General features: G+C 66.7%; 22 protein-coding genes. 16 read left to right on the forward strand and 6 right to left on the reverse strand.

Going from position 1 to position 24,817, the window contains the following annotated elements; all coding sequences use genetic code 11:
- The first annotated feature begins 36 nt into the window (after window positions 1-36).
- The 7 genes from ABFX56_RS14930 to ABFX56_RS14960 all read left to right on the forward strand — a co-directional run bounded on the left by ABFX56_RS14930 (window position 37) and on the right by ABFX56_RS14960 (window position 9,041).
- On the forward strand, window positions 37-843 hold the full coding sequence (locus tag ABFX56_RS14930; protein WP_346234153.1) for a DivIVA domain-containing protein: 807 nt from the start codon (window positions 37-39) through the stop codon (window positions 841-843).
- 34 nt (window positions 844-877) lie between these two features.
- On the forward strand, window positions 878-1,426 hold the full coding sequence (gene lspA / locus ABFX56_RS14935) for a signal peptidase II (protein WP_428834461.1): 549 nt from the start codon (window positions 878-880) through the stop codon (window positions 1,424-1,426).
- A gap of 4 nt (window positions 1,427-1,430) precedes the next feature.
- Complete coding sequence (locus tag ABFX56_RS14940; RefSeq protein ID WP_346234155.1) at window positions 1,431-2,351, forward strand: RluA family pseudouridine synthase; 921 nt, start codon at window positions 1,431-1,433, stop codon at window positions 2,349-2,351.
- A gap of 184 nt (window positions 2,352-2,535) precedes the next feature.
- Window positions 2,536-6,048, forward strand: coding sequence for a DNA polymerase III subunit alpha (gene dnaE / locus ABFX56_RS14945; protein WP_346234156.1), 3,513 nt, complete (start codon window positions 2,536-2,538; stop codon window positions 6,046-6,048).
- Between the two features lie 43 nt (window positions 6,049-6,091).
- Window positions 6,092-7,402, forward strand: coding sequence for a histidinol dehydrogenase (gene hisD / locus ABFX56_RS14950; protein ID WP_346234157.1), 1,311 nt, complete (start codon window positions 6,092-6,094; stop codon window positions 7,400-7,402).
- A 66-nt stretch (window positions 7,403-7,468) separates the two neighbouring features.
- The gene (gene nrdR, locus ABFX56_RS14955) at window positions 7,469-7,948 is read left to right on the forward strand and encodes a transcriptional regulator NrdR (protein WP_346234158.1); all 480 of its coding nucleotides are present in this window, start codon (window positions 7,469-7,471) and stop codon (window positions 7,946-7,948) included.
- Window positions 7,949-7,982: 34 nt separating this feature from the next.
- Window positions 7,983-9,041: a quinone-dependent dihydroorotate dehydrogenase gene (locus tag ABFX56_RS14960; protein WP_346234229.1), complete on the forward strand. Its 1,059-nt coding sequence runs from the start codon at window positions 7,983-7,985 to the stop codon at window positions 9,039-9,041.
- Here ABFX56_RS14960 and ABFX56_RS14965 read toward each other — a convergent pair.
- Window positions 9,016-9,594, reverse strand: coding sequence for a DUF3043 domain-containing protein (locus ABFX56_RS14965; RefSeq protein ID WP_346234159.1), 579 nt, complete (start codon window positions 9,592-9,594; stop codon window positions 9,016-9,018). The genes ABFX56_RS14960 and ABFX56_RS14965 overlap by 26 nt on opposite strands.
- A gap of 40 nt (window positions 9,595-9,634) precedes the next feature.
- Here ABFX56_RS14965 and ABFX56_RS14970 point away from each other — a divergent pair, with 40 nt between their 5' ends.
- The 7 genes from ABFX56_RS14970 to ABFX56_RS15000 all read left to right on the forward strand — a co-directional run bounded on the left by ABFX56_RS14970 (window position 9,635) and on the right by ABFX56_RS15000 (window position 16,310).
- On the forward strand, window positions 9,635-11,038 hold the full coding sequence (locus ABFX56_RS14970) for a dipeptidase (RefSeq protein ID WP_346234160.1): 1,404 nt from the start codon (window positions 9,635-9,637) through the stop codon (window positions 11,036-11,038).
- A 42-nt stretch (window positions 11,039-11,080) separates the two neighbouring features.
- A complete protein-coding gene (locus tag ABFX56_RS14975; RefSeq protein WP_346234161.1) occupies window positions 11,081-11,446 on the forward strand; it encodes a HesB/IscA family protein in 366 nt (121 codons plus the stop codon).
- Between the two features lie 153 nt (window positions 11,447-11,599).
- The gene (ctaC, locus tag ABFX56_RS14980) at window positions 11,600-12,478 is read left to right on the forward strand and encodes an aa3-type cytochrome oxidase subunit II (RefSeq protein ID WP_346234162.1); all 879 of its coding nucleotides are present in this window, start codon (window positions 11,600-11,602) and stop codon (window positions 12,476-12,478) included.
- 9 nt (window positions 12,479-12,487) lie between these two features.
- Window positions 12,488-14,230 (forward strand): aa3-type cytochrome oxidase subunit I, encoded by a 1,743-nt coding sequence (ctaD, locus tag ABFX56_RS14985; RefSeq protein WP_346234163.1) that lies wholly within the window; start codon window positions 12,488-12,490, stop codon window positions 14,228-14,230.
- Between the two features lie 4 nt (window positions 14,231-14,234).
- Window positions 14,235-14,654: an aa3-type cytochrome oxidase subunit IV gene (gene ctaF, locus ABFX56_RS14990; RefSeq protein WP_346234164.1), complete on the forward strand. Its 420-nt coding sequence runs from the start codon at window positions 14,235-14,237 to the stop codon at window positions 14,652-14,654.
- On the forward strand, window positions 14,644-15,087 hold the full coding sequence (locus ABFX56_RS14995; protein WP_346234165.1) for a GNAT family N-acetyltransferase: 444 nt from the start codon (window positions 14,644-14,646) through the stop codon (window positions 15,085-15,087). The genes ctaF and ABFX56_RS14995 overlap by 11 nt, the downstream gene beginning before the upstream one ends.
- A gap of 203 nt (window positions 15,088-15,290) precedes the next feature.
- Window positions 15,291-16,310, forward strand: coding sequence for a hypothetical protein (locus tag ABFX56_RS15000; RefSeq protein ID WP_346234166.1), 1,020 nt, complete (start codon window positions 15,291-15,293; stop codon window positions 16,308-16,310).
- Window positions 16,311-16,380: 70 nt separating this feature from the next.
- Here ABFX56_RS15000 and qcrB read toward each other — a convergent pair whose 3' ends face one another.
- From qcrB to ctaE, 4 genes are read right to left on the reverse strand one after another with little or no spacing between them, the layout of a single operon-like run.
- Window positions 16,381-17,994: a cytochrome bc1 complex cytochrome b subunit gene (gene qcrB, locus ABFX56_RS15005; protein WP_346234167.1), complete on the reverse strand. Its 1,614-nt coding sequence runs from the start codon at window positions 17,992-17,994 to the stop codon at window positions 16,381-16,383.
- Window positions 17,991-19,067: a cytochrome bc1 complex Rieske iron-sulfur subunit gene (gene qcrA, locus ABFX56_RS15010; RefSeq protein WP_346234168.1), complete on the reverse strand. Its 1,077-nt coding sequence runs from the start codon at window positions 19,065-19,067 to the stop codon at window positions 17,991-17,993. The genes qcrB and qcrA overlap by 4 nt, the downstream gene beginning before the upstream one ends.
- Before the next feature lie 36 nt (window positions 19,068-19,103).
- On the reverse strand, window positions 19,104-19,913 hold the full coding sequence (qcrC, locus tag ABFX56_RS15015) for a cytochrome bc1 complex diheme cytochrome c subunit (RefSeq protein ID WP_346234169.1): 810 nt from the start codon (window positions 19,911-19,913) through the stop codon (window positions 19,104-19,106).
- Between the two features lie 15 nt (window positions 19,914-19,928).
- Complete coding sequence (ctaE, locus tag ABFX56_RS15020; RefSeq protein WP_346234230.1) at window positions 19,929-20,567, reverse strand: aa3-type cytochrome oxidase subunit III; 639 nt, start codon at window positions 20,565-20,567, stop codon at window positions 19,929-19,931.
- A 72-nt stretch (window positions 20,568-20,639) separates the two neighbouring features.
- Between ctaE and trpD the strand changes: the two genes are divergently transcribed.
- Together trpD and ABFX56_RS15030 are read left to right on the forward strand one after the other, a co-directional pair.
- Complete coding sequence (trpD, locus tag ABFX56_RS15025) at window positions 20,640-21,695, forward strand: anthranilate phosphoribosyltransferase (RefSeq protein ID WP_346234170.1); 1,056 nt, start codon at window positions 20,640-20,642, stop codon at window positions 21,693-21,695.
- A 124-nt stretch (window positions 21,696-21,819) separates the two neighbouring features.
- A complete protein-coding gene (locus tag ABFX56_RS15030) occupies window positions 21,820-22,125 on the forward strand; it encodes a hypothetical protein (RefSeq protein ID WP_346234171.1) in 306 nt (101 codons plus the stop codon).
- A gap of 179 nt (window positions 22,126-22,304) precedes the next feature.
- Here ABFX56_RS15030 and ABFX56_RS15035 read toward each other — a convergent pair whose 3' ends face one another.
- Window positions 22,305-24,728: an ATP-binding cassette domain-containing protein gene (locus ABFX56_RS15035; protein WP_346234172.1), complete on the reverse strand. Its 2,424-nt coding sequence runs from the start codon at window positions 24,726-24,728 to the stop codon at window positions 22,305-22,307.
- Window positions 24,729-24,817 lie beyond the last annotated feature (89 nt).

Raw genomic sequence — 24,817 nt, forward strand, 5'->3', positions numbered from 1 at the left:
CGCACGTGGCGTTCTAACGAGTTTTGAGGTGAGCACATGGCCCTGACGCCAGAAGACGTGGTTAACAAGCGCTTCCAGCCGACGAAGTTCCGCGAAGGATACGACCAGGATGAGGTCGACGACTTCCTTGACGAGGTAGTCGTCGAGTTGCGGCGCTTGGGCCAGGAGAACGAGGAACTGCGTCAGCGTCTCATCGCCAGCGACTCACGGATCAACGAACTGCAGCGCAGCGGCGGAGGGGCCCAGGGCTACGCCGGCTACCAGCCGCCGCAGATCCCGGCTCCGGTGACCCCGGCCGCCGTGGAGGCCGCCCCCGTCGTCGCCGAGCCCGTGGCGGTACCGGCTCCGGTCGTGGCACCGGCTCGGGTCGACGACTCCAGCGACGACAACAGCACCAACAACCTCCTCCAGCTCGCGCGCCGACTGCACGAGGAACACGTGCGCGATGGCATCCAGAAGAAGGAAGCTCTGATCGCCGAGGGCCAGGCCACCGCCGATCGCCTCACCAGCGAGAGCCAGGCCAATGCCGAGCGCCTGACCAGTGAGAGCCAGGCCAACGCCGAGCGTCTCCTGAGCGAAGCTCAGGCCACGGCGGATCGGTTGGTCGGCGACGCCGAGGTCAAGCAGCGCGAGCAGATCGGTGCCCTGGAGAAGGAGCGCACGGCGCTCGAGCAGCGCATCGACGACCTCCGCACCTTCGAGCGGGAGTACCGCCAGAAGCTGAAGGGCCACATCGAGGGGCTGCTGCACGACCTTGAGTCGTCGTCGACCAGCAGTTCTGCGGTCGGCAGCTCGGCGTCAGTGAGCGCGTCAACCGGCTACCAGGACTTTGGCGGTCGCTGAACCGGCGGAGGTTCACACGACTAGTCGAGCCCGCATCAGCACGCGGGCCCTGGTCGTCGTGGCGCTCGTCGCCGTGGCCGTGTACTGCCTCGACCAGTTCGCGAAGCTCCAGATCGTCGCCCACCTCACCGTGGGGGAGCAGGTCCCGGTGCTCGGCGAGGTGCTGCAGTTCCACTTCGTCAAGAACTCCGGCGCCGCGTTCTCCATCGCCGGGGCGTACACCTGGTTTTTCACCGTCGCGGCCATTTGTGTGACCGTGTTCATCGTCTGGTTCGCACGCCGCATCCGGTCGCTGGGCTGGGCGGTGCTGTTCGGGATGCTGCTGGGCGGTACCACCGGCAACCTCACCGATCGGCTCTTCCGGGAACCATCCTTCGGCCAGGGGCACGTGATCGACTTTCTGCAGGTCTGGGGGTTCCCGGCCATTTTCAACGTCGCGGACTCGTTCATCGTGGCCAGCATGGGCCTGTTCATCATCCTGACCCTGCGCGGCATCGGCCTGGACGGCAAACGCGTCGCCCGCTCCGCCACGCCGCCGTCGGATACGCCGCCAGTCGACCATCAGCCGCCGGCGCAGCAGTAACGGCATGGAAACCCGAAGCCTCCCGGTGCCCGACGGGCTCGCCGGCGAACGTGTGGACGCCGCGATTGCCAAGCTGCTCGGGTTCTCCCGAAGCTTCGCAGCGACCGTCATCGACGACGGCGGCGTCGTCGTCGATGGCCAGCCGGTCGGCAAGTCCGAGCGGCTGAAATCCGGGCAGTGGCTGGAAGTGTCGTGGACTCCGCGGCAGGAGCCGACGGTGATCCCGATTCGAGTGCCGGGGTTCACCATCGTGTACGACGACGACGACCTGGTGGTCATCGATAAGCCGGTGGGGGTCGCCGCGCATCCGTCGGTGGGCTGGGACGGACCGACGGTGCTCGGGGCGCTGGCCGGGGCGGGCTTCCGGGTCGCCACCTCCGGGGCGGCGGAGCGCGCGGGCATCGTGCACCGGCTGGATGCCGGAACCAGCGGCTTGATGGTGGTCGCCAAGAGCGAGTCGGCGTATTCGGCACTCAAACGCGCCTTCCACGACCACGAGGTGACCAAGATCTACCATGCCGTGGTGCAGGGGCATCCCGACCCGTCGGCCGGGACGATCGACGCGCCGATCGGCCGGCATCCGGGCGCGCGGTGGAAGTTCGCCGTGACCGAGGGCGGCAAGCCGTCGGTGACGCACTACCGCACGCTCGAGGCGTTCCGCACCGCGACGCTGCTGCGGATCAACCTGGAGAGCGGCCGCACCCACCAGATCCGGGTGCACATGGCCGCGCAACGGCACCCCTGCGTCGGGGACGCGATGTACGGGGCGGATCCGAAGATCACCGCCCGGCTCGGGCTGACCCGCCAGTGGCTGCACGCCGTCGAGCTCGGCTTCCGGCACCCGTCGACCCACGAGCCGGTGGCCTTCCGCACCGACTATCCGGCCGACTTGCAGCACGCACTGGACATTCTCCGCGCCGACTGACCCCGCCCACCCATCCCGTTTCACGGAGTTTCTGTACTTGAGGCAACTGCGGACCGGCATCCGGCTGGGTCGGAGTCAAAATCTCCGTGAAACGGGATGCGGCGGGGACGCTCCGAAGGCCTGACACGGTGGCGGAGCGCTGCTGACTTAAACTGATGGGACCCCTCGAACAGTCGGAGACGTTGTGGCACCCAGCAAGGATTCCTTCGTGCACCTGCACGTGCACTCCGAATACTCCATGCTGGACGGCGCCGCACGGGTGAAGCCCCTCGTCGATGCCGCCGTGGAGCAGGGCATGCCGGCTCTGGCGATGACCGACCACGGCAACATGTTCGGCGCCTACGACTTCTGGCACGTCGCCACCGCCGCCGGCGTCAAACCGATCATCGGCACCGAGGCGTACATCACCCCCGGCACGGCGCGCGGCGACCGTACCCGCATCCGCTGGGGCAACGGCGGCCAGGACGACGTGTCCGGCAGCGGCGCCTACACCCACATGACCCTGCTCGCCGAGAACAACGTCGGCATGCACAACCTGTTCACGATGTCCTCGCTCGCGTCGATCGAGGGTTTCTACTTCAAACCGCGGATGGACCGCGAACTGCTCAGCAAGTACGCCGAAGGCGTGATCGCGACCACCGGATGCGCCGGCGGCGAGATCCAGACCCGGCTGCGCCTTGGCCAATACGACGAGGCACGCAAGGCCGCGGCGGAGTTCCGGGACATCTTCGGTGCCGAGAACTTCTACTGCGAAATCATGGACCACGGCATCGACGTGGAGCGCCGCGTCATCGGCGAGCTGCTGCGACTGGCGAAGGACCTGAACCTGCCGCTGGTGGCCACCAACGACCTGCACTACATCCACGCGCACGACGCGTCCGCGCACGCGGCCCTGTTGTGCGTGCAGTCCGCCTCGACGCTGGACGACCCGAACCGGTTCCACTTCGAGTCGGATGAGTTCTACCTCAAGAGCGCCGACCAGATGCGCCAGCTGTTCCCCGAGCATCCGGAGGCGGTCACCAACACGCTGCTCATCGCCGAGCGCTGCGACGTGGCGTTCGAGCACCGCGACCTGATGCCGCGCTTCCCGGTGCCCGAGGGCGAGACCGAGGCCAGCTGGTTCGAAAAAGAGGTCGCCCGCGGGATGCAGCGTCGCTTCCCCGAGGGCCCGAGCGAGAAACACCTCGCCCAGGCCCAGTACGAGGTCGACGTGATCAAGCAGATGGGCTTCCCCGGGTACTTCCTGGTGGTCGCCGACTACGTCGGCTGGGCCAAGAGCCAAGGCATCCGCGTCGGACCGGGCCGTGGCTCCGCCGCCGGCTCGATGGCCTCCTACGCCATGGGGATCACCGAACTCGACCCGATCAAGCATGGACTCATCTTCGAGCGGTTCCTCAACCCGGAGCGCGTGTCGATGCCCGACGTGGACGTCGACTTCGACGATCGGCGCCGTGGTGAGGTGATCCGCTACGTCACCGACAAGTACGGTTACGACCGGGTCGCGCAGATCATCACCTATGGCTCGATCAAGGCCAAGCAGGCGCTCAAGGACTCCTCGCGGGTGCTGGGGATGCCCTACTCGGTGGGCGAGAAGCTCACCAAGGCGATGCCGCCCGCCATCCTCGGCCACGAAGTGTCCCTCAACGATCTCGTCGACCGCGACGCCGAACGGTACAAGGAGGGCGCCGACTTCCGGGCCGTGCTGGAAACGGATGCCGATGCCACCAAGGTGTTCGAGACGGCGCGCGGCATCGAGAACATGAAGCGGCAGTGGGGCGTGCACGCGGCCGGTGTGATCATGTCCGCCGAGCCGCTGCTCGATGTGCTGCCGATCATGAAACGCGAGGATGATGGCGCGATCATCACGCAGTTCGACCAGCCGCCGCTGGAAAAGCTCGGCCTGATCAAGATGGACTTCCTCGGCCTGCGCAACCTCACCCTGATCGAGGATGCGCTGCAGTCGATCAAACAGAACACCGGCAGCCCGCTGCCGATCGAGGACCTCGACCTCGACGCCGACCAAAAGACCTACGACCTGCTGGCCCGCGGCGACACCCTCGGCGTCTTCCAGCTCGACGGCGGCGCCATGCGGGCCCTGCTCAAGCAGATGAAGCCCACCAACTTCGAGGACATCTCGGCGCTGATCGCCCTGTACCGGCCCGGGCCGATGGGCATGAACTCGCACATCAAGTACGCGCTGCGCAAGAACGGGCTCGAGGAGATCGAGGCGATCCACCCGGAGCTGGAAGAGCCGCTGCGCGACATCCTCGGCGGCACCTACGGCCTCATCGTCTACCAGGAGCAGGTGATGGCCGTCGCGCAGAAGATCGCCGGCTTCACCCTCGGCCAGGCCGACATTCTGCGCCGGGCGATGGGCAAGAAGAAGAAGTCCGAGCTGGACAAGCAGTACGCGGCCTACTCGGCCGGCGCGAAGGCCAACGGCTACAGCGACGAGGCCACCAAGGTGCTCTGGGACACCCTGATGCCCTTTGCCGGCTACGCGTTCAACAAGGCCCACAGCGCCGGCTACGGCGTGCTCAGCTACTGGACCGCCTACCTGAAGGCCAACTACCCGGCCGACTACATGGCCGCGCTGCTCACCAGCGTCGGCGACTCGAAGGACAAACTCGCGCTGTACCTCAGCGAGTGTCGCAGGATGGGCATCCGCGTGCTCGCTCCGGATGTCAACGAGTCCAGCGTGAACTTCACCGCTGTCGGCAGCGACGTGCGGTTCGGGCTCGGGGCGGTGCGCAACGTCGGCGCCCACGTGGTCGAAGGCATCCGCCAGGCGCGCGAGGAGAAGGGCCGGTTCACCTCGTTCCACGACTTCCTGAAAAAAGTGCCGATCTACGTGGCCAACAAGCGCACCGTGGAGTCGCTGATCAAGGCCGGCGCGTTCGACTCCCTGGGAGCCACCCGACGCGCCATGCTCGAAATCCACGAGGATGCGATCGACGTCGCCGTCAGCCGCAAACGCAACGAGGCCAACGGCCAGGTGGACCTGTTCGAAGGCATCCTCGATTTCGAAGAGGAATCGGCGAAGGTGCCGGATCGGCCGGAATGGTCCAAACGAGACAAGCTCGCATTCGAGCGGGAGATGCTCGGCCTGTACGTGTCGGACCACCCGCTGGCCGGCCTGGAGTCGCAACTGGCCAAGCACGCCAGCACCACGATCGCCGACGTGCTTTCGGGGGAGGGCGCCGAGGACGGAGAGACGGTCACCATCGCCGGGCTGATCACCTCGGTGCAGCACCGCACCGCCCGCAACTCCGGCAACCAGTACGGGCTGGTGCAGGTGGAGGACTTCGGCGCCGAGATCACGGTGCTGTTCCTCGGCAAGACCTACCAGGAGTTCGCGCCGGCGCTGACCAACGATGCGATCGTCGTGGTGCGCGGCAGGGTGAGCGTGCGCGACGACGGAGTGAACCTCCACGCCGTGTCGATGTTCACCCCGGACACCGGGCAGAGCCTCGGCTCCGGTCCGCTGGTGATCTCGGTTCCGGAGTTACGCGCGACGACTCAAGTGGTCACCGCGCTCAACGACGTGCTCATCCGGCATTCCGGCAAGTCAGAGGTCCGACTGAAGCTGCTCAAGGGCGCCAGCGCCCGGATGTTCGAGATCCCGTTCCCGGTGACGGTGAGCGCCGATCTGTACGGCGAGCTGAAGGCGCTGCTCGGGCCGCGCTGCCTCAGCTGACCTCGCGTCGGCCGCGGCCCGCCGCCGGTAAGATTATCCCGCCATGATTCAGCGCATTGACCTCCGCGGACGCACCACCACCACAGCCGAATTGCTGGCCTTGGTGCCGCGAGCCCGAACGGACGTTTCGGTCGCCACGGCCGTCGCCGAAGAGCTGATCGCCGACGTGCGGATGCGCGGCGAGGCCGCCCTGCTCGACCAGGCCGAACGACTGGACCACATCCGGCCGCCGCGCGTGCGGGTGACCGCACAGCAGATCTCCGCCGCTGTGCTCGGGCTCGACCCGCAGGTGAGAGCCGCGCTGGAGGAATCCATTTCCCGGGTCCGCCAGGCCAGCACGGCGCAGCTGCCGGCCGCCACCACGACCACGCTCGGCGACGGCGCCATCGTCGAGCAGCGCTACAGCCCGGTGAAGCGGGTCGGCCTGTACGTTCCCGGCGGGAAGGCCGTGTACCCCTCCAGCGTCGTCATGAACGTGGTGCCCGCGCAGGTGGCCGGCGTGCGCTCGGTGGCACTGGCGTCCCCGCCGCAACGCGAGTTCGGCGGCAGCGTGCACCCCACCATCCTCGGCGCGGCCGGGCTTCTCGGCGTCGACGAGGTGTATGCCATGGGGGGAGCGGGCGCGATCGGCGCTTTCGCCTACGGTGTGCCGGCCATCGGGCTGGACCCGGTACAGGTGATCACCGGCCCCGGCAACGTCTACGTCGCCGCCGCCAAACGCTTCGTCCGCAGCGTCGTCGGGATCGACGCTGAGGCCGGGCCCACCGAGATCATGGTCATCGCCGACGCGGCCGCCGATCCCTTCCTGGTCGGCAGCGACCTGATCAGCCAGGCGGAGCACGACGAGTTGGCCGCGGCCCTGCTCGTCACCGACTCCTCAGAGCTGGCGGATGCCGTCACCGCGGAATTCGACCGCCTCGCCCCGCTCGCCGCCCATCGAGACCGGGTCGCCGCAGCGCTGAGCGGCCAGCAGTCCGCCATCGTGCTGGTCGACGACCTCGCCACGGCGGCGGCGTTCAGCAACGCGTACGGACCGGAGCACCTGGAGATCCAGACCGCCGATGCCGAGAGCGTGCTCGCCGACGTCGACAGTGCCGGCGCTATCTTCCTCGGCGAAAACTCCCCAGTCAGCCTCGGCGACTACCTGGCCGGCTCCAACCACGTGCTGCCCACCGGCGGGCAGGCGCGTTTCGCGTCCGGACTGGGCGCCTACACCTTCCTGCGCCCGCAACAGGTGGTGCGGTACACCAGGGACGCGTTGCACGAGGCGCAGTCCCGGATCGTGGCGCTGGCCACCGCCGAGGACCTACCCGCCCACGGTGCCGCGGTGACCGCCCGGTTCGACCGGCGCTGAGTGGAACGGCCCGACCGAAACCGCGCGGGCAGCGCGCTGCGGCGGATGCCGTACGCTTGAGCCACCATGTTCTGCCCGTTCTGCAGGTACCCGGACTCCCGAGTGGTTGACTCGCGCACCAGCGACGACGGCCTGTCGATCCGTCGCCGTCGGCAGTGCCCGGAATGCGGCCGCCGATTCAGCACCACCGAAACCGCCACCCTCAACGTGGTCAAGCGCAGCGGGGTGGTGCAGCCGTTCAGCCGGGAAAAGATCGTCACCGGCGTGCGCAAGGCCTGCCAGGGCCGGCCGGTCACCGACATCGACCTCGCCGTCCTGGCGCAGCGGGTGGAGGAGTCGATCCGCGCCACGGGCGCGTCCCAGGTGGACGCCAACGACATCGGGCTGGCCATCCTTGCCCCGCTGCGCGAGCTCGACGAGGTGGCCTACCTCCGGTTCGCCAGCGTGTACCAGGCGTTCAGTTCGCTCGACGACTTCGAGAGCGCCATCAACCAGCTGCGCGTCGAACACACCCCGGATGCCGTCCCAGGGCAACCGCAGTCCTAAGACCCGGTCGGCCGACCGCTACTCTGGCTACGGCATGTATCGCATCCTGTTTCGTCTCATCCTCTCCCGCCTGGACCCGGAGAACGCGCACCACCTGGCGTTCGCTGTCATCCGGCTGCTGCCGCGCATCGGCGTCGGCGCGCTGCTGTCCCGTCTGACCCGCCCGCACCCGTCACTGGCCGTGCACACGCTGGGCCTCAGCTTCCCGTCGCCGTTCGGCGTTGCGGCCGGCTTCGACAAAGACGGCCGCGCCATCCGCGGTCTGGGCCAGCTCGGCTTCGGCCACGTGGAGGTCGGCACCATCACGGCCCTCGCCCAGAGCGGCAACGCGCGCCCCCGGTTGTTCCGGCTGATCGCCGATCGTGCCGTGATCAACCGGATGGGATTCAACAACCGCGGCGCGGCGGATGCGCAACCGCGACTGCGCGCCGAACGGCAGCGCCGCATCCGCCCAGTCATCGGCGTCAACATCGGCAAGTCCCGCGTCGTGGCGGTGGCGGATGCGACGGCGGACTACCTCACCAGCACGAGGCTGCTCGCCCCGGAGGCGGACTACCTGGTCGTCAACGTGTCGTCGCCGAACACGCCGGGACTGCGTGGGCTGCAGGAGCTCGACAAACTGGCACCGCTGCTGGCCGCCGTGCGGGACGCGGCGGCGGGCACCCCGGTGCTGGTGAAGATCGCCCCCGACCTGTCCGACGACGCGGTGCGCCGCATCGCCGACCTCGTGGTGGAACTGGGACTGCCTGGGATCATCGCGACCAACACCACCATTTCCCGCGAGGGTCTGGTCTCCGACCCTCAACTGGTGGAGCGCGCCGGCGCCGGAGGACTCTCCGGCGCGCCGGTGGCCCGCCGGTCGAAGGAGGTGCTGCAGATCATCCGCAGTGTCGTGCCGGCCGACCTCTGCGTCATTTCGGTCGGCGGCGTGGAGACCGCGGCGGATGTCGCGGATCGGTTGCGCGCGGGCGCCACCCTGGTGCAGGGCTACACCGCGTTCCTTTACCGGGGGCCGCTGTGGGCGCACCAGATCAACCGCGGGCTGCGCGCCCTGCGGCGCGAATCGGTCAGTTCGGGTACTGCCCGCGCTTGACCTGAGGCTTCGGCAGACGCATCATCCGCAGTTGCAAGGCGCGCATCGCCGCATACCAGCGGTTGCCGCGCTGCAACTGGTCGGCACCGAACTTGGCGCTGAGCTTGCGGTTGATCCGGAAGCCGACGATGAGGCAGTCGATGACCGCGAGGATGAAGAACAGCCACAGTCCGAGGATCGCGAGCACCTGGAACACGTCGTCTTGCACGAAGGTCAGGATGATCACCACGAACATGATCGGGATCATGATCTCGCCGACGCTGAACCGCGCATCAATGAAATCGCGGATGTATTTGCGCTGCGGCCCGCGGTCCCTGGCGACCAGATACTTCTCTTCGCCGTTGGCCATACCGATTCTGGCGCGGTCGCGTGCCTCGGCCATTTTCGCCCTGGATGCCTTGCTCGCGGCCTTGCGGTCGCTGTTCACCAGCGGTCGCAGGTTCGCCGCCTCCCGCTCCTTGCGGGTGGGCGTGGCGTGGCCCTTCCCGACGCTGGCACTGTCGGTGTTGAGCTCATAGTCGACGGCGGCCGCGGACTTGTCTGGTTTCGCCACGTTGGTTCCTTGCGTTAGATGTCCGCTTAAGATTACCCGTATGACTTCACCGCAGGCCACCCGGCCGGAATTACTCGTGTCCCTCAGCAACGCCGTGCAGGAGGGCATGCCTGCGGCCATCGCCGACCTGTCGCGTCTGGTCCGCATCCCTTCGGTGTCCTGGGCAGCGTTCGACCCGAAGCACGTGGCGGACAGTGCCCGCGCGGTCAGCGAACTGGTCACCCAGCTGGGCGTGTTCGATACGGTGGAGGTCAAGGAGGCCCGCATCGGAACCGGCGACACGCTGGGACAACCGGCCGTGCTGGCGCGCCGGGCGCCGCGCGGCGGCAAGCCGACGGTGCTGCTCTACGCGCACCACGACGTGCAACCGCAGGGCAAGGACGAGGATTGGCAGTCGCCGCCGTTCGAGCCCACCGTGCGCGGTGATCGACTCTACGGACGCGGCGCCTCCGACGACAAGGCCGGCGTGCTCGCGCACATCGCCGCCATCCGTGCGCTGATCGAGACCGTCGGCGCGGACTTCGACCTCGGCCTGGTGCTCTTCATCGAGGGGGAGGAGGAGTTCGGCTCCCGTTCCTTCAAAAACTTCCTCATCGACAACAAGGACACCCTGGCGGCGGATGTCATCGTCGTCGCCGACTCGGACAACTGGGACGTGGACACGCCAGCGCTCACCGTGCGGCTCCGCGGCAATGTCACCTTCAAGCTCACGGTGAGCACCCTGGCGCACGCGTCGCACTCCGGCATGTTCGGGGGAGCGGTGCCGGATGCGATGCTCGCCATGATCCAACTGCTGGCCACCCTGCACGACCCCGACGGTTCGGTCGCGGTGGCTGGGCTCACCGGCGGTGAGAGCGACACCCCGGACTATCCGGAGTCCCGGTTGCGGGAAGAGGCGGCCCTGCTGGACGGGGTCACCCCGATCGGCACCGGCAGCATCCTCAGCCGGATCTGGTCGAAGCCGGCCATCACCGTCACCGGCATCGACGCGCCCAGCGTCGCCAACGCATCCAACACCCTGTCGCCGGTGGTGTCGGTGCGGCTGAGTGCCCGCATCGCCCCCGGCCAGAGCGCCAGCGATGCCTACGAGCACCTCGAACGGCACCTGCGCAGCCACGCGCCGTTCGGCGCGCACCTCGAGATCGAGGACGTGGACCTGGGCAACCCGTTCCAGGTGGACACCAGCGGCTGGGCGGTCGCCGAGGTGCACCAGGCGATGGCGGATGCCTGGGGGACGGCCGCGGTGGAAGCGGGCATCGGCGGTTCGATCCCGTTCATCGCCGACCTGGTGCAGGTGTTCCCGTCGGCGCAGATTCTGGTCACCGGGGTCGAAGACCCCGACACGCGGGCGCACAGCCCGAACGAATCGCTGCATCTGGGCGTGTTCCGGCGCGCCATTCTCACCGAAGCACTCTTCCTGGCTCGTGCCAATGAGCGGGGTTGACCCGTATGCTGGTACACATTCCGACACGCTGAAGGAGTCACCATGTCCGACACGACATTGACCGAAACCAAGCCTGCCCCCGCACACGGTGTGGCGCTCACCCCGGCGGCCGGCGACAAGGTGCGATCCTTGTCGGCGCTGGAGAACCGCGACGACCTCAGACTGCGTGTCGCCGTGCAGCCGGGCGGCTGCTCCGGGCTGAACTACCAGCTCTATTTCGATGAGCGACTGCTCGACGGCGACGCGATCGTGGACTTCGGCGGAGTCGAAGTGGTCGTCGACCAGGCCAGCGTCCCCTATCTGGACGGCGCCACGATCGACTACCAGGACACCATCGAAAGCCAGGGCTTCACCATCGACAACCCCAACGCGGTCAGCAGCTGCGCCTGCGGCGACTCGTTCTGCTGAGGTTCGCCGCCGCCGAATCCGCCGCCGGCCCGCGGCTGACTTTGGCGCGGACGGGCGTTTTCCGGCCCGAGCCGGGGAGTGGTTTGGAGTAGGCTGGGAACCGCTCAATACGACTGCCGAAACTGCCAGTCATCGTCATCCGAAAGGTCTCAGGTGCGTTCGAACCGCCGTCTTCGATGGGTTGCCATTCCGGTAGCAGTGACGATTGCCATTGCCCTCGCTGGTTGTACCCAGACCCAATTGCGCGGCTACATGCCGGGCGGACCTGGCATCACCAACCACACCGACTCCGTCGTCGGACTGTGGAGCACCGCATGGATGGTGCTCCTGGTGGTCGGCCTCGTGGTCTGGGGCATGATCATCTGGGTGGCCATCGTTTACCGGCGCCGCAAGGGCCAGGTCGGCCTCCCGGTGCAGTTGAGGTACAGCCTCCCCATCGAGATTCTCTACACGGTTGTTCCGCTGATCCTGATCTTCGGATTCTTCTCCTTCACCGCATCCGACCAGTACGACATCGAGAAGCCGACCGCCAACCCGGATGTCACGGTCGAGGTGTTCGCCAAGCAGTGGTCGTGGGACTTCAATTACCTGAACGAGGGACCCGGCGACAAGGGCGTGTACTCGCTGGGCATCCAGGCGCAGGAACTTGAGAAGTCGCCGTACATCGATGAGAGCAAACTCCCGATCCTGTACCTGCCGGTGAACAAGACCGTGGAGATCAAGGAAGTCAGCCGCGACGTGGTGCACTCCTTCTGGGTGCCCGACTTCTTATACAAGAAAGACGTCATCCCCGGCAAGGACAACTACATGTACTTCACGCCCGAGAAAGAGGGCGTCTTCCGCGGCAAGTGCGCCGAGCTGTGCGGTGAGTACCACTCCCTGATGCTGTTCGAGGTGCACGTGGTCTCCCAGGATGAATACGACCAGCAGATGAACAAACTGGCCGATCTGGGGCAGACTGGATCTCTGGACGAGCTGTACAACCGAAACCAGAACCAGCCCAATAACAAAGCGCCAGAAGGCAACGAGTAGGGCACCGCAATGACAACGACAACGACCCGCCCCACCACGGGGGGAACCAGTTCCAGCCGGACCATCGGCGCATCGAGGGTCCAGACCAAGGGCAACGTCCTGGTCAGTTGGCTCACCACCACCGACCACAAGAAGATCGGGTATCTCTACCTGATCACCTCGTTCGTGTACTTCTGCCTCGGCGGCGTCATGGCCCTGGTCATGCGCACGCAGTTGTTTGAGCCCGGGCTGCAGATTCTGCAGACCAAGGAGCAGTACAACCAGCTGTTCACGATGCACGGAACGATCATGCTGCTGATGTTCGCGACGCCGTTGTTCGCCGGCTTCGCCAACGTGATCATGCCGCTGCAGATTGGCGCGCCCGACGTCGCGTTCCCACGGCTCAACGCGTTCGCGTACTGGCTGTACAGCTTCGGCAGCCTGATCGCCGTCGGCGGGTTCCTCACCCCGCAGGGCGCCGCCGACTTCGGCTGGTTCGCCTACACGCCACTGTCGTCATCCACCTTCTCACCCGGGCTCGGCGGAGACCTGTGGGTCTTCGGACTGGCGATGAGCGGATTCGGCACCATCCTCGGCGGTGTGAACTTCATCACCACGATCATCACCATGCGCGCCCCCGGAATTACGATGTTCCGGATGCCGATCTTCACCTGGAACGTCCTGATCACCGGCATCCTGGTCATCATGGTGTTCCCGCCCCTGGCCGCCGCGCTGTTCGGGCTGGGCGCCGACCGCATGGTCGGAGCGCACATCTACAACCCGGCCAACGGCGGAGCCCTGCTCTGGCAGCACCTGTTCTGGTTCTTCGGGCATCCAGAGGTGTACATCATCGCGATCCCGTTCTTCGGCATCGTCACCGAGGTGTTCCCGGTGTTCAGCCGCAAACCGGTGTTCGGTTACAAGAGCCTGGTGTTCGCCACGATCGCGATCGCCGCGCTGTCCGTCACCGTGTGGGCCCACCACATGTACGTGACCGGCTCCGTGCTGTTGCCGTTCTTCTCGATCATGAGCATGCTGATCGCGGTACCGACCGGGGTGAAGATCTTCAACTGGGTCGGCACGATGTGGCGAGGGTCTGTCACATTCGAGGCGCCGATGCTCTGGGCGATCGGCTTCCTGATCACGTTCACGTTCGGTGGTCTCACCGGCGTGATCATCGCCTCGCCGCCGCTGGACTTCCACGTCTCGGACACCTACTTCATCGTCGCCCACTTCCACTACACCGTGTTCGGCACGGTGGTGTTCGCGATGTTCAGCGGGTTCTACTTCTGGTGGCCCAAGTGGACCGGCAAGATCCTCAACGATCGGCTCGGGAAGATCCACTTCTGGTTGCTGTTCCTCGGATTCCACACCACGTTCCTGATCCAGCACTGGCTCGGCGTGATGGGGATGCCGCGCCGGTACGCCACGTACCAGCCGGAAGACAACTACACCTGGATGAACCAGCTGTCCACATTCGGGTCGCTGCTGCTCGGAATCTCGATGATCCCGTTCCTGCTCAACGTGTACATCACGGCCCGTCACGCGCCGAAGGTCACCTCGAACGACCCCTGGGGCTATGGACGCTCGCTCGAGTGGGCGACCTCCTGCCCGCCGCCGCGGCATAACTTCACCTCGATCCCGCGTATCCGTTCCGAGTCGCCGGCGTTCGACCTGTACCACCCGGAGGCCGGCGTGCCGATCGGTGTCGGGCCGGGCCGGGACGCTCCCGACGCACCCACACTCGATATCGCCGACGGGAAGGTGAAGTAGCAGTATGGGCGCCAACGTCAAGCTGTTCTGGGTCTTGAGTTCGTTCTACTTCCTCTCCGCCATCGGATACACGTTGTGGATCCTTGCCGACCCCTTCCACGGCTCCGTGGAGTGGGTTGGAACCCCCGCGCTGGCGCTCCTCGGGGTGATGTTCGCGTTCATCGCGTTCTACCTCGGACGCGTGCACCGGGCGCAGGGTGGCGAACTGGTGGAGGACCTTCCCGACTCAACCGTCGATGAAGGGGCCGACCTCGGGTTCTACAGCCCCTGGAGCTGGTCGCCGCTCGCACTCGCGTTCGCCGTCGGTCTGTTCTTCTTGGGACTGGCCGTGGGGGCGTGGATGTGTTTCATCGGTGCGTCTCTCGCCATGATCTTCGTGGTCGGCTGGGTGCTGGAGTACTACCGGGGCAACTTTGCCCGCTAAGGGCGCTGAGCTCAGGCCCGCGGCGGCAGCGGATGCTGCAGCAGTATTCGCCCTCGTCGAGCAGTTGGGCGAGGACTACCAGCCCAACCGCACCGCCTTCGATCGTGCGTTCTCCGAGGCGATCGCGGATCCGGATCGACACCTGCTTCTCGTCGCCTCAGAGGCCTCCGGTGCGCTGGTCGGCTACGCGCTGACCACCGTGGCGCGGTTGCTCTACACCAACGGCGAGTCGGCGCAGCTGCAGGAACTCGTCGTCGACGAGCGGGCCAGAAACCGGGGGATCGGCAGTCAACTGGTCTCCGCGGTCGAGGACGCCTGCCGGCGGCGCGGCGTGCGCCAACTCACCGTGGCGAGCAGTCGCGGCGCCTCGTTCTACGAGCGGCTGGACTACCGGTCCACGGCCGACTTCCTCAAGAAGAACTTCACCGAGTAGGCTCGCGCTCCGGCACCCCGCCACAGATACCTTTCCGGACGAGACCACCCGCCGCGGCGGGCGGTCTCGTCCGAAAGGGTATCGCTCGACCGGGGCGCAGGGTGCCGCGCATCCTGTCCTGCACAGCACCCCGTCGCGCCGGGTTTCCCCGGCGCCGCACCGCGACGGGGTGTCCGTGAACGAGGCGGTGCCATCCTCGCCGGGTGAACACTCTGATCCCACTGGCCTCACGGCTCGAACTGGCGAGGGAGCTCGTCTGGGCCGGCAGCAACGATCGGGTACTGCGACGCGCGGCGGAGCATGGCCACTTAGTGCGAGTGATCCCCGGCGTCTATCTGGAGGCCGCCCTGTGGTCCACGCTCGAAGACGATGAGCGGTACCTGCTGCGCATTGCCGCCGTCGCGGGCACTCGGCGCTCGGCCGTGGTCTACTCGCACTACTCCGCGGCCGCGCTGCTCGGCTATCCCGTGATCGGCACCTGGCCGATCCCGGTACACCTCGTCGTCGGCGCGGGCAGCGGGCACCGATCGAGCCCGGCGGTCAGCCGTCACGTGACGAGTGTTCGCCAGGACGAGCTGATGGAGGTGGGCGGCTTCGTGATGACGAACCCGCTGCGAACCGTATGCGACATCGCCCGGACGGCATACACGGCCACCGCGGTGGCCACCGTCGACCGGGCCCTGGCACCCGTGGGCAGCAGCAACCGGAACTCCGAGCCGCTGGAGCGGGTGTTCGGCGACTCAGTCGCCGGTCAGCGCGATGCGCCTCTAGAGCGCGAGGCGATCCTGGATGCGATCCGCGCGCTGGGCCCGGTGCGGGGGAGCCGCAAGGCGCTGTTCGTCGCGAACTTCGCCGACGGCGCATCCGGGTCGCCGGGAGAATCCCTGAGTCGGCTCCAGATCCACCGGCTGCACCTGCCGAAACCCGACCTGCAAGTGCGGGTGGCGAACGGCCCGGTGCGGTACTGGGAGGTGGATTTCGGCTGGGAAGCCGAGAAATTGTTCGGCGAGTTCGACGGATTCGGCAAGTATCACCGCACCAGCATGACCAACGGCGCCTCACCCGAGCACGTGGTCTGGGTTGAGAAGAAACGCGAGGATGCGATCCGGGCGGCCACTAACTACGGCATGGTGCGCTGGCCCTGGGCAATCGCCCGGAGCCTGCCGGCCCTCCGGCAGCTGCTGATGGGGGCCGGTCTGCGGCCGGAGCGCGGCCACCGATAGCAAACCGGACCAGGCGGCCCCCCGCGGCGGGGTGTCTGGTCCGGAATGCTATCGCTCGAGCGCGAGAGGACTAGTGGTGGTCGCTGAGCCGCTCCACCTCGGTGCGGGTGACCGGCTGGATCCGGTCCTCGAAGAACCAGCGCGACATCCTGGCCCGGAAACGCTGCCCGGCGCCGATCCGGCCGCGAGCATCCGGCCGAATCATCAACGGCTTGTAGTCGTGGTAGCTGACCAGCTTCCACCGTTCGAAGTCGTCGAGCTGCTCGTGCACCTCGATGAACTCGCCGCCCGGCAGGCGCACGATGTGTCCGGATTCGAAGCCATGCAGGGCGATCTCCCGATCCTTCTTCTGCAGGGCGATGCAGGCCCGCTTGGTGACCTGGTAGGCGAAGATCGGGCCGAGGAAGATCAGGGCCTGCAGGGTGTGCGTGACCCCTTCGATCGACAGCGCGAAGTGGGTGGAAATGAGGTCGGATCCGGCGCCGGCCCACAACACCGCGTAGAACGTCACGCCGGCGGCACCGATCGCGGTGCGGGTCGGGGCGTTGCGCGGCCGGTCGGCGACGTGGTGCTCACGCTTGTCGCCGGTGATCCAGGCCTCGATGAACGGGTAGAGCATGACGAGAACGATGAACAGTCCGAGCACGATCATCGGGATCAGGATGTTGAACGACCAGGTATGTCCCCAGAGCACGAACTCGAGTCCCGGCGGAACCAGGCGCAGCGCCCCGTCGGCGAAGCCGATGTACCAGTCCGGCTGGGTTCCGGCGGAAATGGGGGAGGGGTCGTACGGTCCGTAGTTCCAGATCGGGTTGATCGTGAAGAACGAGGAGATCAGCACGATCACACCGAAGACGATGAAGAAGAAGCCGCCGGCCTTACCCGCGAACACGGGCAGGATCGGGTCGCCGACCACGTTGTCGTTCGTGCGGCCGGGCCCGGCGTACTGGGTGTGTTTGTTGACCACGACCAGGATGAGGTGGATGCCGAGCGCCGCCACCAGAATGGCCGGCAGCAGCAGGATGTGCAGCGCGAACAGGCGCGGGATGATCACCTCGCCGGGGAATTCACCGCCGAACAGCAGGAACGAGATCCAGGTGCCGATGACCGGGATGCCCTTGACCATGCCGTCGATGATCCGCAGGCCGTTTCCGGAGAGCAGGTCGTCCGGCAGCGAGTATCCGGTGAAACCCTCGGCCATGGCCAGGATGAACAGCACGAAGCCGATCAGCCAGTTCAGCTCGCGCGGCTTACGGAACGAGCCGTTGAAGAACACGCGGAGCATGTGCAGGCCGATCGCGGCCACGAACAGCAGCGCCGCCCAGTGGTGCACCTGCCGCATCAGCAGGCCGCCACGGATGTCGAAGGAGATGTTCAGAGTCGAGGCGTACGCCGCGGACATGTCCATGCCCTTGAGCGGCACGAAGGCTCCGTCGTACTGCACCTGCGTCATCGACGGGTCGAAGAAGAACACCAGGAACGTCCCCGACAGCAGGATCGCCACGAAGCTGTACAGCGACACCTCGCCGAGCATGAACGACCAGTGATCGGGGAAGATCTTCCGGCCCAGCTCGCGGACCAGGCCGGACATGCTGGTGCGCTCGTCGATGTAGTTGGCAGTGGCAGCGGTGAAGCGGGAGCCCCGGCTCGCGGTGACAGGTTTGGGGCGGGTGGTGACGGTCATGAACGCTCCCAGAAGCTCGGTCCGACGGGTTCGTGGAAGTCGCTTTGCGCGACGAGGTAGCCTTCGGCATCCACTGTAATCGGCAATTGCGGAAGCGGGCGCTTCGCCGGCCCGAAAATTACCTCGCAATGATTGGTCACGTCGAACTGTGATTGGTGGCACGGGCAGAGCAGGTGGTGGCTCTGCTGTTCGTACAGCGCCACCGGGCATCCGACGTGCGTGCAGATCTTGGAGTAGGCGACGATGCCCTGGTAGGACCAGTCCTTGCGGTCCTCCTGCTCGTGCAGGTCTTCCGGCTTGAGCCGCATGAGCAGCACGGCAGCCTTCGCCTTTTCCTCCAGCTTGTGCTCGGCGTCACCGAGTCCGGCCGGGATCACGTGGAACACCGAACCCAGGGTGACATCGGATGCCTTGATCGGCGTGCCGCTCGGATCGTGCGTGAGCCGGGTGCCTTCCTTCCACAGCGTGTGGGAGAGCATCTTCACCGGGTCGGCGTTGGCGGGCGCGAGATCGCGCAGCATCACCACCGCCGGCAGCGGGCTGACGGCCAACGCACCGATCAGGGTGCGGCGGATCAGGGTGCGGCGTCCGAATCCGGACTCCTCGTTGCTGACCCGGAAGATCTCCACGGCGGCGGCGCGGTTCTCCGCCGCGCCGTGTCCGTGATGCCGGTTCTCCGGGATCTCCTCGTTGCTCATCAGCGTCTTGGCCCAGTACACGGCGCCCAGGCCGATTCCGAGCAGCGCGAGCGACAGGCCGATCCCCAGGAACATCGTGTTCCGTCGCACCGACTCGCCGTTGGCGGCGCCGGGCTCGATCGGGAAGATGATGTAGGCGGCGATGGCGAAGATCGTGCCGATGATCGACAGTACGAAGAATCCGCTCACCCGACGAGCCGCGGTGCGTTCCTTCTCGGGGTCCAGATCCGTGACGCGCTGGTGACGCGGCGGCAGGCCGGGATTCACGAAAGCATCGGATGCCACGACCGCCGTGCCCGGTGAGCGTTCCGGAGACGTGCTGACTTCAACAGCCGAATCGGTGGCGGCGACATCTGCTTCGTCGTCCTGAGCCATTCTTTTCCCTTCGATTACTGCGGTAAGTCGGATTGCCTAGTTGGCCCTGGCGGAAAGCCAGATGGTCACGCCCACGATGGCGCCCAGACCGAAGATCCAGATGAAGAGTCCTTCGGAGACCGGGCCGAGGCTGCCGAGGTCAAAACCGCCGGGGGAGGCGTTCTCTTGGTTGTACTTCAGCGCGCTGATGATGTCCGCCTTCTGCTGCGGCGTCAGGTTCAGGTCGTTGAATACCGGCATGTTCTGCGGGCCGGTGACCATGGCCTCGTAGACGTGCTTGGCCGAGACGCCTGCGAGCCCCGGGGCGAACTTGCCTTGGGTGAGCGCACCGCCGGCTGCGGCGACGTTGTGGCACATGGCGCAGTTGATGCGGAACAGTTCGGCACCGTTGGCGACGTTGCCGTTGCCCTGCAGGTACTGCTCATCCGGCACGTCCGGCCCTGGCGCCAGCGAGGCGACGTACGCCGCCATCGCGTCGATCTGCTCCTGAGTGAACTGCGGCGGCTTCTGCTCGGCCTGCGGGCCCTGCATGGCCAGCGGCATCCGGCCGGTGCCCACCTGGAAGTCCACCGATGCGGCACCGACACCGTACAGGCTCGGCCCCTCCTTCGTGCCCTGGGCGCTGAGGCCGTGGCAGGTCGCGCAGTTCGCGGCGAAGAGCTTTTGGCCCTCTTGCACGGTGGCCTGGGAAGCGCTGGTGGTTTCCGCGGATGCGGTGCTCGTGAAGAGCGCGTACGCGCCACCGGTGGCCATCAGGCCGATCGTCAGAAGCGCGACCGTGGCCAGCGGCGAACGGCGATTGCTGGACTTGCCGTGGCGCACTTTGGATGCTGTGTTTTTACGCAAGTGGTGTTCCGGTTTCTATTTGAGAACGTAGATGACCAGGAAAAGCCCGATCCAGACGACGTCGACGAAGTGCCAGTAGTAGGAGACGACAATGGCGCTTGTCGCCTCTTTGTGGGTGAAGTTCTTCACGCTGAAGGCGCGGCTGATCAGCAACAGGAACGCGATCAGGCCGCCGGTCACGTGCAGCGCGTGGAAGCCGGTGGTGATGTAGAACGCCGAACCGTATGCATCCGAACTGAGGCTGACATGCTCGCTGACCAGTTGCGCGTACTCGAAAATCTGGCCGATCACGAACACCGAACCCAAAGCGTAAGTGAGGAACATCCACTCGACCATGCCCCACTGGGTGGGCTTCCATCCGGTTGCGCGTTTCTGCAGCCGCTCGGCGGCGAACACACCGAACTGGCAGGTCACCGAGGACAACACCAGGATCACCGTGTTGGCCAGCGCGTACGGCACCGCCAGCTTCACCGTTTGGGACGACCACAGTTCCGGGGAGGTGGAGCGCAGCGTGAAGTACATCGCGAACAAGCCGGCGAAGAACATCACCTCGCTGCCCAGCCAGACTATGGTGCCGACGGCTACCGTACTCGGTCGATTGACGAGGGGTGCCCCGGCGATGCGGGGGAGAGAGGTGCTGGTCACGTCTTCCATTATGGCCGATATCGTGCCGGCGGTTCCCCATTTGCCGAAGGCAAGTTCCGCGGCCTCGATAAGATCGCTGGTATGCCTCATGAGACCAATTGGCCCGGAATTCTCGACTCGCTGCTGCAGCGGAACGACCTGTCGATCAGCGAGGCGTCCTGGTCGATGCGTCAAATCATCCGGGGCGAAGCAACTTCGGCTCAGCTTGCCGGATTCCTGGTCGCGCTGCGTTCCAAGGGCGAAACGGTCGACGAAATCGTCGGATTCCGCGACGCCGTGCTCGAGAACGCCGTGCCGCTGAGTGTGGATTCCATGGCGCTGGACATCGTGGGCACCGGGGGAGACCGGTTCGGCACGGTGAACGTGTCGACCATGGCCTCCGTCGTCGCCGCGGCGGCCGGAACCCCGGTGATCAAACACGGAAACCGGGCGGCCAGTTCCGCCTCCGGATCCTCGGATGTGCTGGCCGCCCTGGGCGTGGATCTGACGCTCAGCCCGCAGCGTGTCGCCGCGGTGCTGGCCGAGACCGGGATCACCTTCGCCTACGCGTCGTTGTTCCACCCCGGGTTCGGGCACGCCGCACCCACCCGGCGCGAGCTCGGCATCCCCACCGTGTTCAACTACCTGGGGCCGCTGTGCAATCCGGCCCGGCCGGAGGCCTCCGCCCTGGGCGTGGCCCAACTGGACAAGGTGCCGCTGTTCGTGGGCGTGTTCCGCACCCGCGGCGCCACGGCGCTGGTGTTCCGCGGCGACGACGGCCTGGACGAGTTGACCACCACCGGTCACAGCCACATTTGGGAGGTGTCCAGGGGAGCGGTCACCGAGCACGATCTCAACCCGGCGGAACTCGGCATCCCGCACGCCGAGATCTCGGCGCTGCAGGGCGGCGACCCGCCGTACAACGCCGCGATCGCGCGCCGCATGCTGGCGGGGGAGCCGGGCCCGGTGCGGGACATCGTGCTGCTGAACGCGGCGGCCGGACTGGTCGCCTACGACCTGGCGCTGGATCCGGCCCAGGTACTGGAATCCATCGTCACCCGGTTCCGGAACAAACTGGCGGTCGCCGCGGCGACGGTCGATTCCGGCGCCGCGCTGGCGAAGCTCGACGAGTGGGTAGCGGCGACGCAGCGCCCATAGATGCAGCGCCCATAGACCGCCCGTCCATAACGGACGCAGCGCGAGAACGCGGCGATCCGACCGGGTGAACAGATTCACATACCATATCCAGGCGATTTCGTCAAACCCCGCGTACACTCGGGGTATGGCAGGGATAGCGCACCAGGACAGCGGCCGATTCACCCGGTTCTTCGAACGGATGAACGGCCGACTGAAGCCTGCCCTGGGGCCGGCCATGATCGGGCCGCTCGATGCCAACCGGAGGATTCCGGCCGGTCCGTGCCCGGTGTGCGGTGAGAAGATGACCGATCACGCGATCGAGCACACCGACTCTGACACGATCCTGCATTGCCCGGCGGCCGCGGCGCCGGCGGAGGATTCGTTCGTGCGGCTGAGCATGCTGGACATGCCGGCGATGCGCGCCCGTCGCGAGCGGACCGGATCGCGGTAACGGGCAAAAGTCGGCACAGTTCGGGGGACCGAGCCAGGGCTGACCGGCGTCCGCTTACTGACATAATGTGCATTATCGGCGGGTTATTATCAGCACGCGTTATTATCAGCACCGTCGACAGGAGCTGCTGACACCGGTTACCAGCGGTCGGCGCGTCGTGGTGTCGGCGTTGGGGTCCGTCACGCGGACACGTAAGCCGCCAGGTGCTGACCGGTCAGCGTGGATCGCGCGGCCACCAGGTCGGCCGGTGTACCCTCGAAGACGATCCGGCCGCCGTCGTGGCCGGCTCCCGGCCCCAGGTCGATGATCCAGTCGGCGTGCGCCATCACCGCCTGATGGTGTTCGATCACGATGACCGACTTGCCGGAGTCCACCAGCCGGTCGAGCAGGCCCAGCAGCTGCTCGACGTCGGCCAGATGCAGCCCGCTGGTCGGCTCGTCGAGCACGTAGATCCGGCCCTTCTCGGCCATCCGGGTGGCCAGCTTGAGCCGTTGTCGCTCGCCGCCGGACAGTGTCGTCAGGGGCTGGCCGATGGTGAGGTAGCCGAGTCCGACGTCCGCGAGGCGCGCCAGGATCGCGTGCGCCGCAGGCGTGCGCCTCTCCCCCGTACCGAAAAATTGCTCAGCTTCGCTGACGGACATCCCGAGCACCTCGGCGATGTCGCGGCCGCCGAACCGGTATTCCAGCACGGAGGCGTCGAACCGCTTCCCGTCGCAGACCTCGCAGACGGTGGACACGCCGGCCATCACACCCAGGTCGGTGTACACCACCCCGGCGCCGTTGCAGTTCGGGCAGGCGCCGTCGGAGTTGGCGCTGAACAGCGCCGGTTTCACGCCGTTGGCCTTCGCGAACGCCTTGCGGATCGGGTCCAGCAGCCCGGTGTAGGTCGCCGGGTTGCTGCGCCGGGAGCCGCGGATCGCGCCCTGGTCGACCACGACCACCCCGTCTCGTCCTGCCACGGTGCGCGTCGAGGCGTCGCCGGCGGGGGCGTCTCGGGACGGGCCGTTGATCAGCGAACTCTTGCCGGAGCCGGCCACTCCGGTGACCACCACGAGCACGCCGAGCGGGATGTCGACATCCACGTCCTGCAGGTTGTTGGCGTCGGCGCCGCGCACCCGGAGCGCTCCGGACGGCGTCCGCACCGACGGCTTCAACCGGGCCCGGTCGTCCAGGTGCTGCCCGGTGAGCGTGTCGCTGGCCCGGAGCTCGTCGATCGTGCCCTCGAACACCACCTCGCCTCCTCCGGCGCCGGCGCCCGGACCGAGATCGACGACGTGGTCGGCGATCTCGATGGTCTCCGGTTTGTGCTCCACCACCAGCACCGTGTTGCCCTTGTCGCGCAACTGCAGCAGCAGCTGGTTCATCCGCTGGATGTCGTGCGGATGCAACCCGACCGTCGGCTCGTCGAAGCCGTAGGTGACGTCGGTGAGGGACGAACCGAGGTGCCGGATCATCTTGGTGCGCTGCGCTTCACCGCCGGACAGGGTGCCCGACGGCCGGTCGAGGCTGAGGTAGCCGAGCCCGATCTCAACAAACGCGTCGAGGGTCTCCCCCAGCGAGGTGAGCAGCGGCGCCAGTGACGGCTCGCGCCGGTCGCGTACCCACTGCGCCAGGTCGCTGATCTGCATCGCGCAGGCGTCGGCGATGTTGATCCCGGCGACCTTGGATGAGCGGGCGCCCTCGTTCAGCCGGGTGCCGCCGCACTCCGGGCAGGTGGTGAAGGTGACCGCCCGGTCCACGAATGCCCGGATGTGCGGCTGCATCGCCTCCTTGTCCTTGGCCAGCATCGTCTTCTGCAGCTTCGGGATCAGGCCCTCGTAGGTGAGGTTGATCCCCTCCACCTTGATCTTGGTCGGCGCCTTATAGAGCAGATCGTGCAATTCCTTCTTGGTGAACTGGCCGATCGGCTTGTCCATGTCGAAGAATCCGCTGCCGCCGAAGATGCGCCCGTACCAGCCGTCCATGCTGTAGCCGGGGATGGTCAGCGCACCGCCGGCGAGCGATTTGCTGTCGTCGTACAGGGCGGACAGGTTGAAGTCTGTGACCGCGCCCATGCCCTCGCAGCGCGGGCACATGCCGCCGGTGATGCTGAATTCGCGCCGCTCTTTCACGGTCTGGCCGCTGCGAGCGAAGCTGACCGCGCCGGCGCCGCTGATCGAGGCCACGTTGAACGAGAACGCCTGCGGCGATCCGATGTGCGGCTGCCCGAGCCGGCTGAAGACGATTCGCAGCAGGGCGTTGGCATCGGTGGCGGTGCCGACGGTGGAACGCGGGTTCGCGCCCATCCGTTCCTGGTCCACGATGATCGCCGTGGTCAGTCCCTCGAGCACGTCGACCTCCGGCCGCGTCTGCGTGGGCATGAAGCCCTGCACGAAGGCGCTGTAGGTCTCGTTGATCATCCGCTGCGATTCCGCGGCGATCGTGCCGAACACCAGCGAACTCTTGCCAGAGCCCGAGACTCCGGTGAACACCGTCAGCCGGCGCTTGGGAATCTCCAGATCCACGTTCTTCAGGTTGTTCACCCGCGCGCCGCGCACGCGGATCATGTCGTGGCTGTCGGCAACATGAAGGGCCGCCGGCCTGGCGCGAGTGGTCGTAGTCATTGTGCTCCTTCAGATCGTTATGGTAGCCGGTCGAGATCTGCGGTCTCCGTCATTTCGGAAGGTGCGGAGGCAGGCACAGGGGTTCGTGC

Source organism: Parafrigoribacterium mesophilum (assembly GCF_039652555.1).
Taxonomy (GTDB): domain Bacteria; phylum Actinomycetota; class Actinomycetes; order Actinomycetales; family Microbacteriaceae; genus Parafrigoribacterium; species Parafrigoribacterium mesophilum.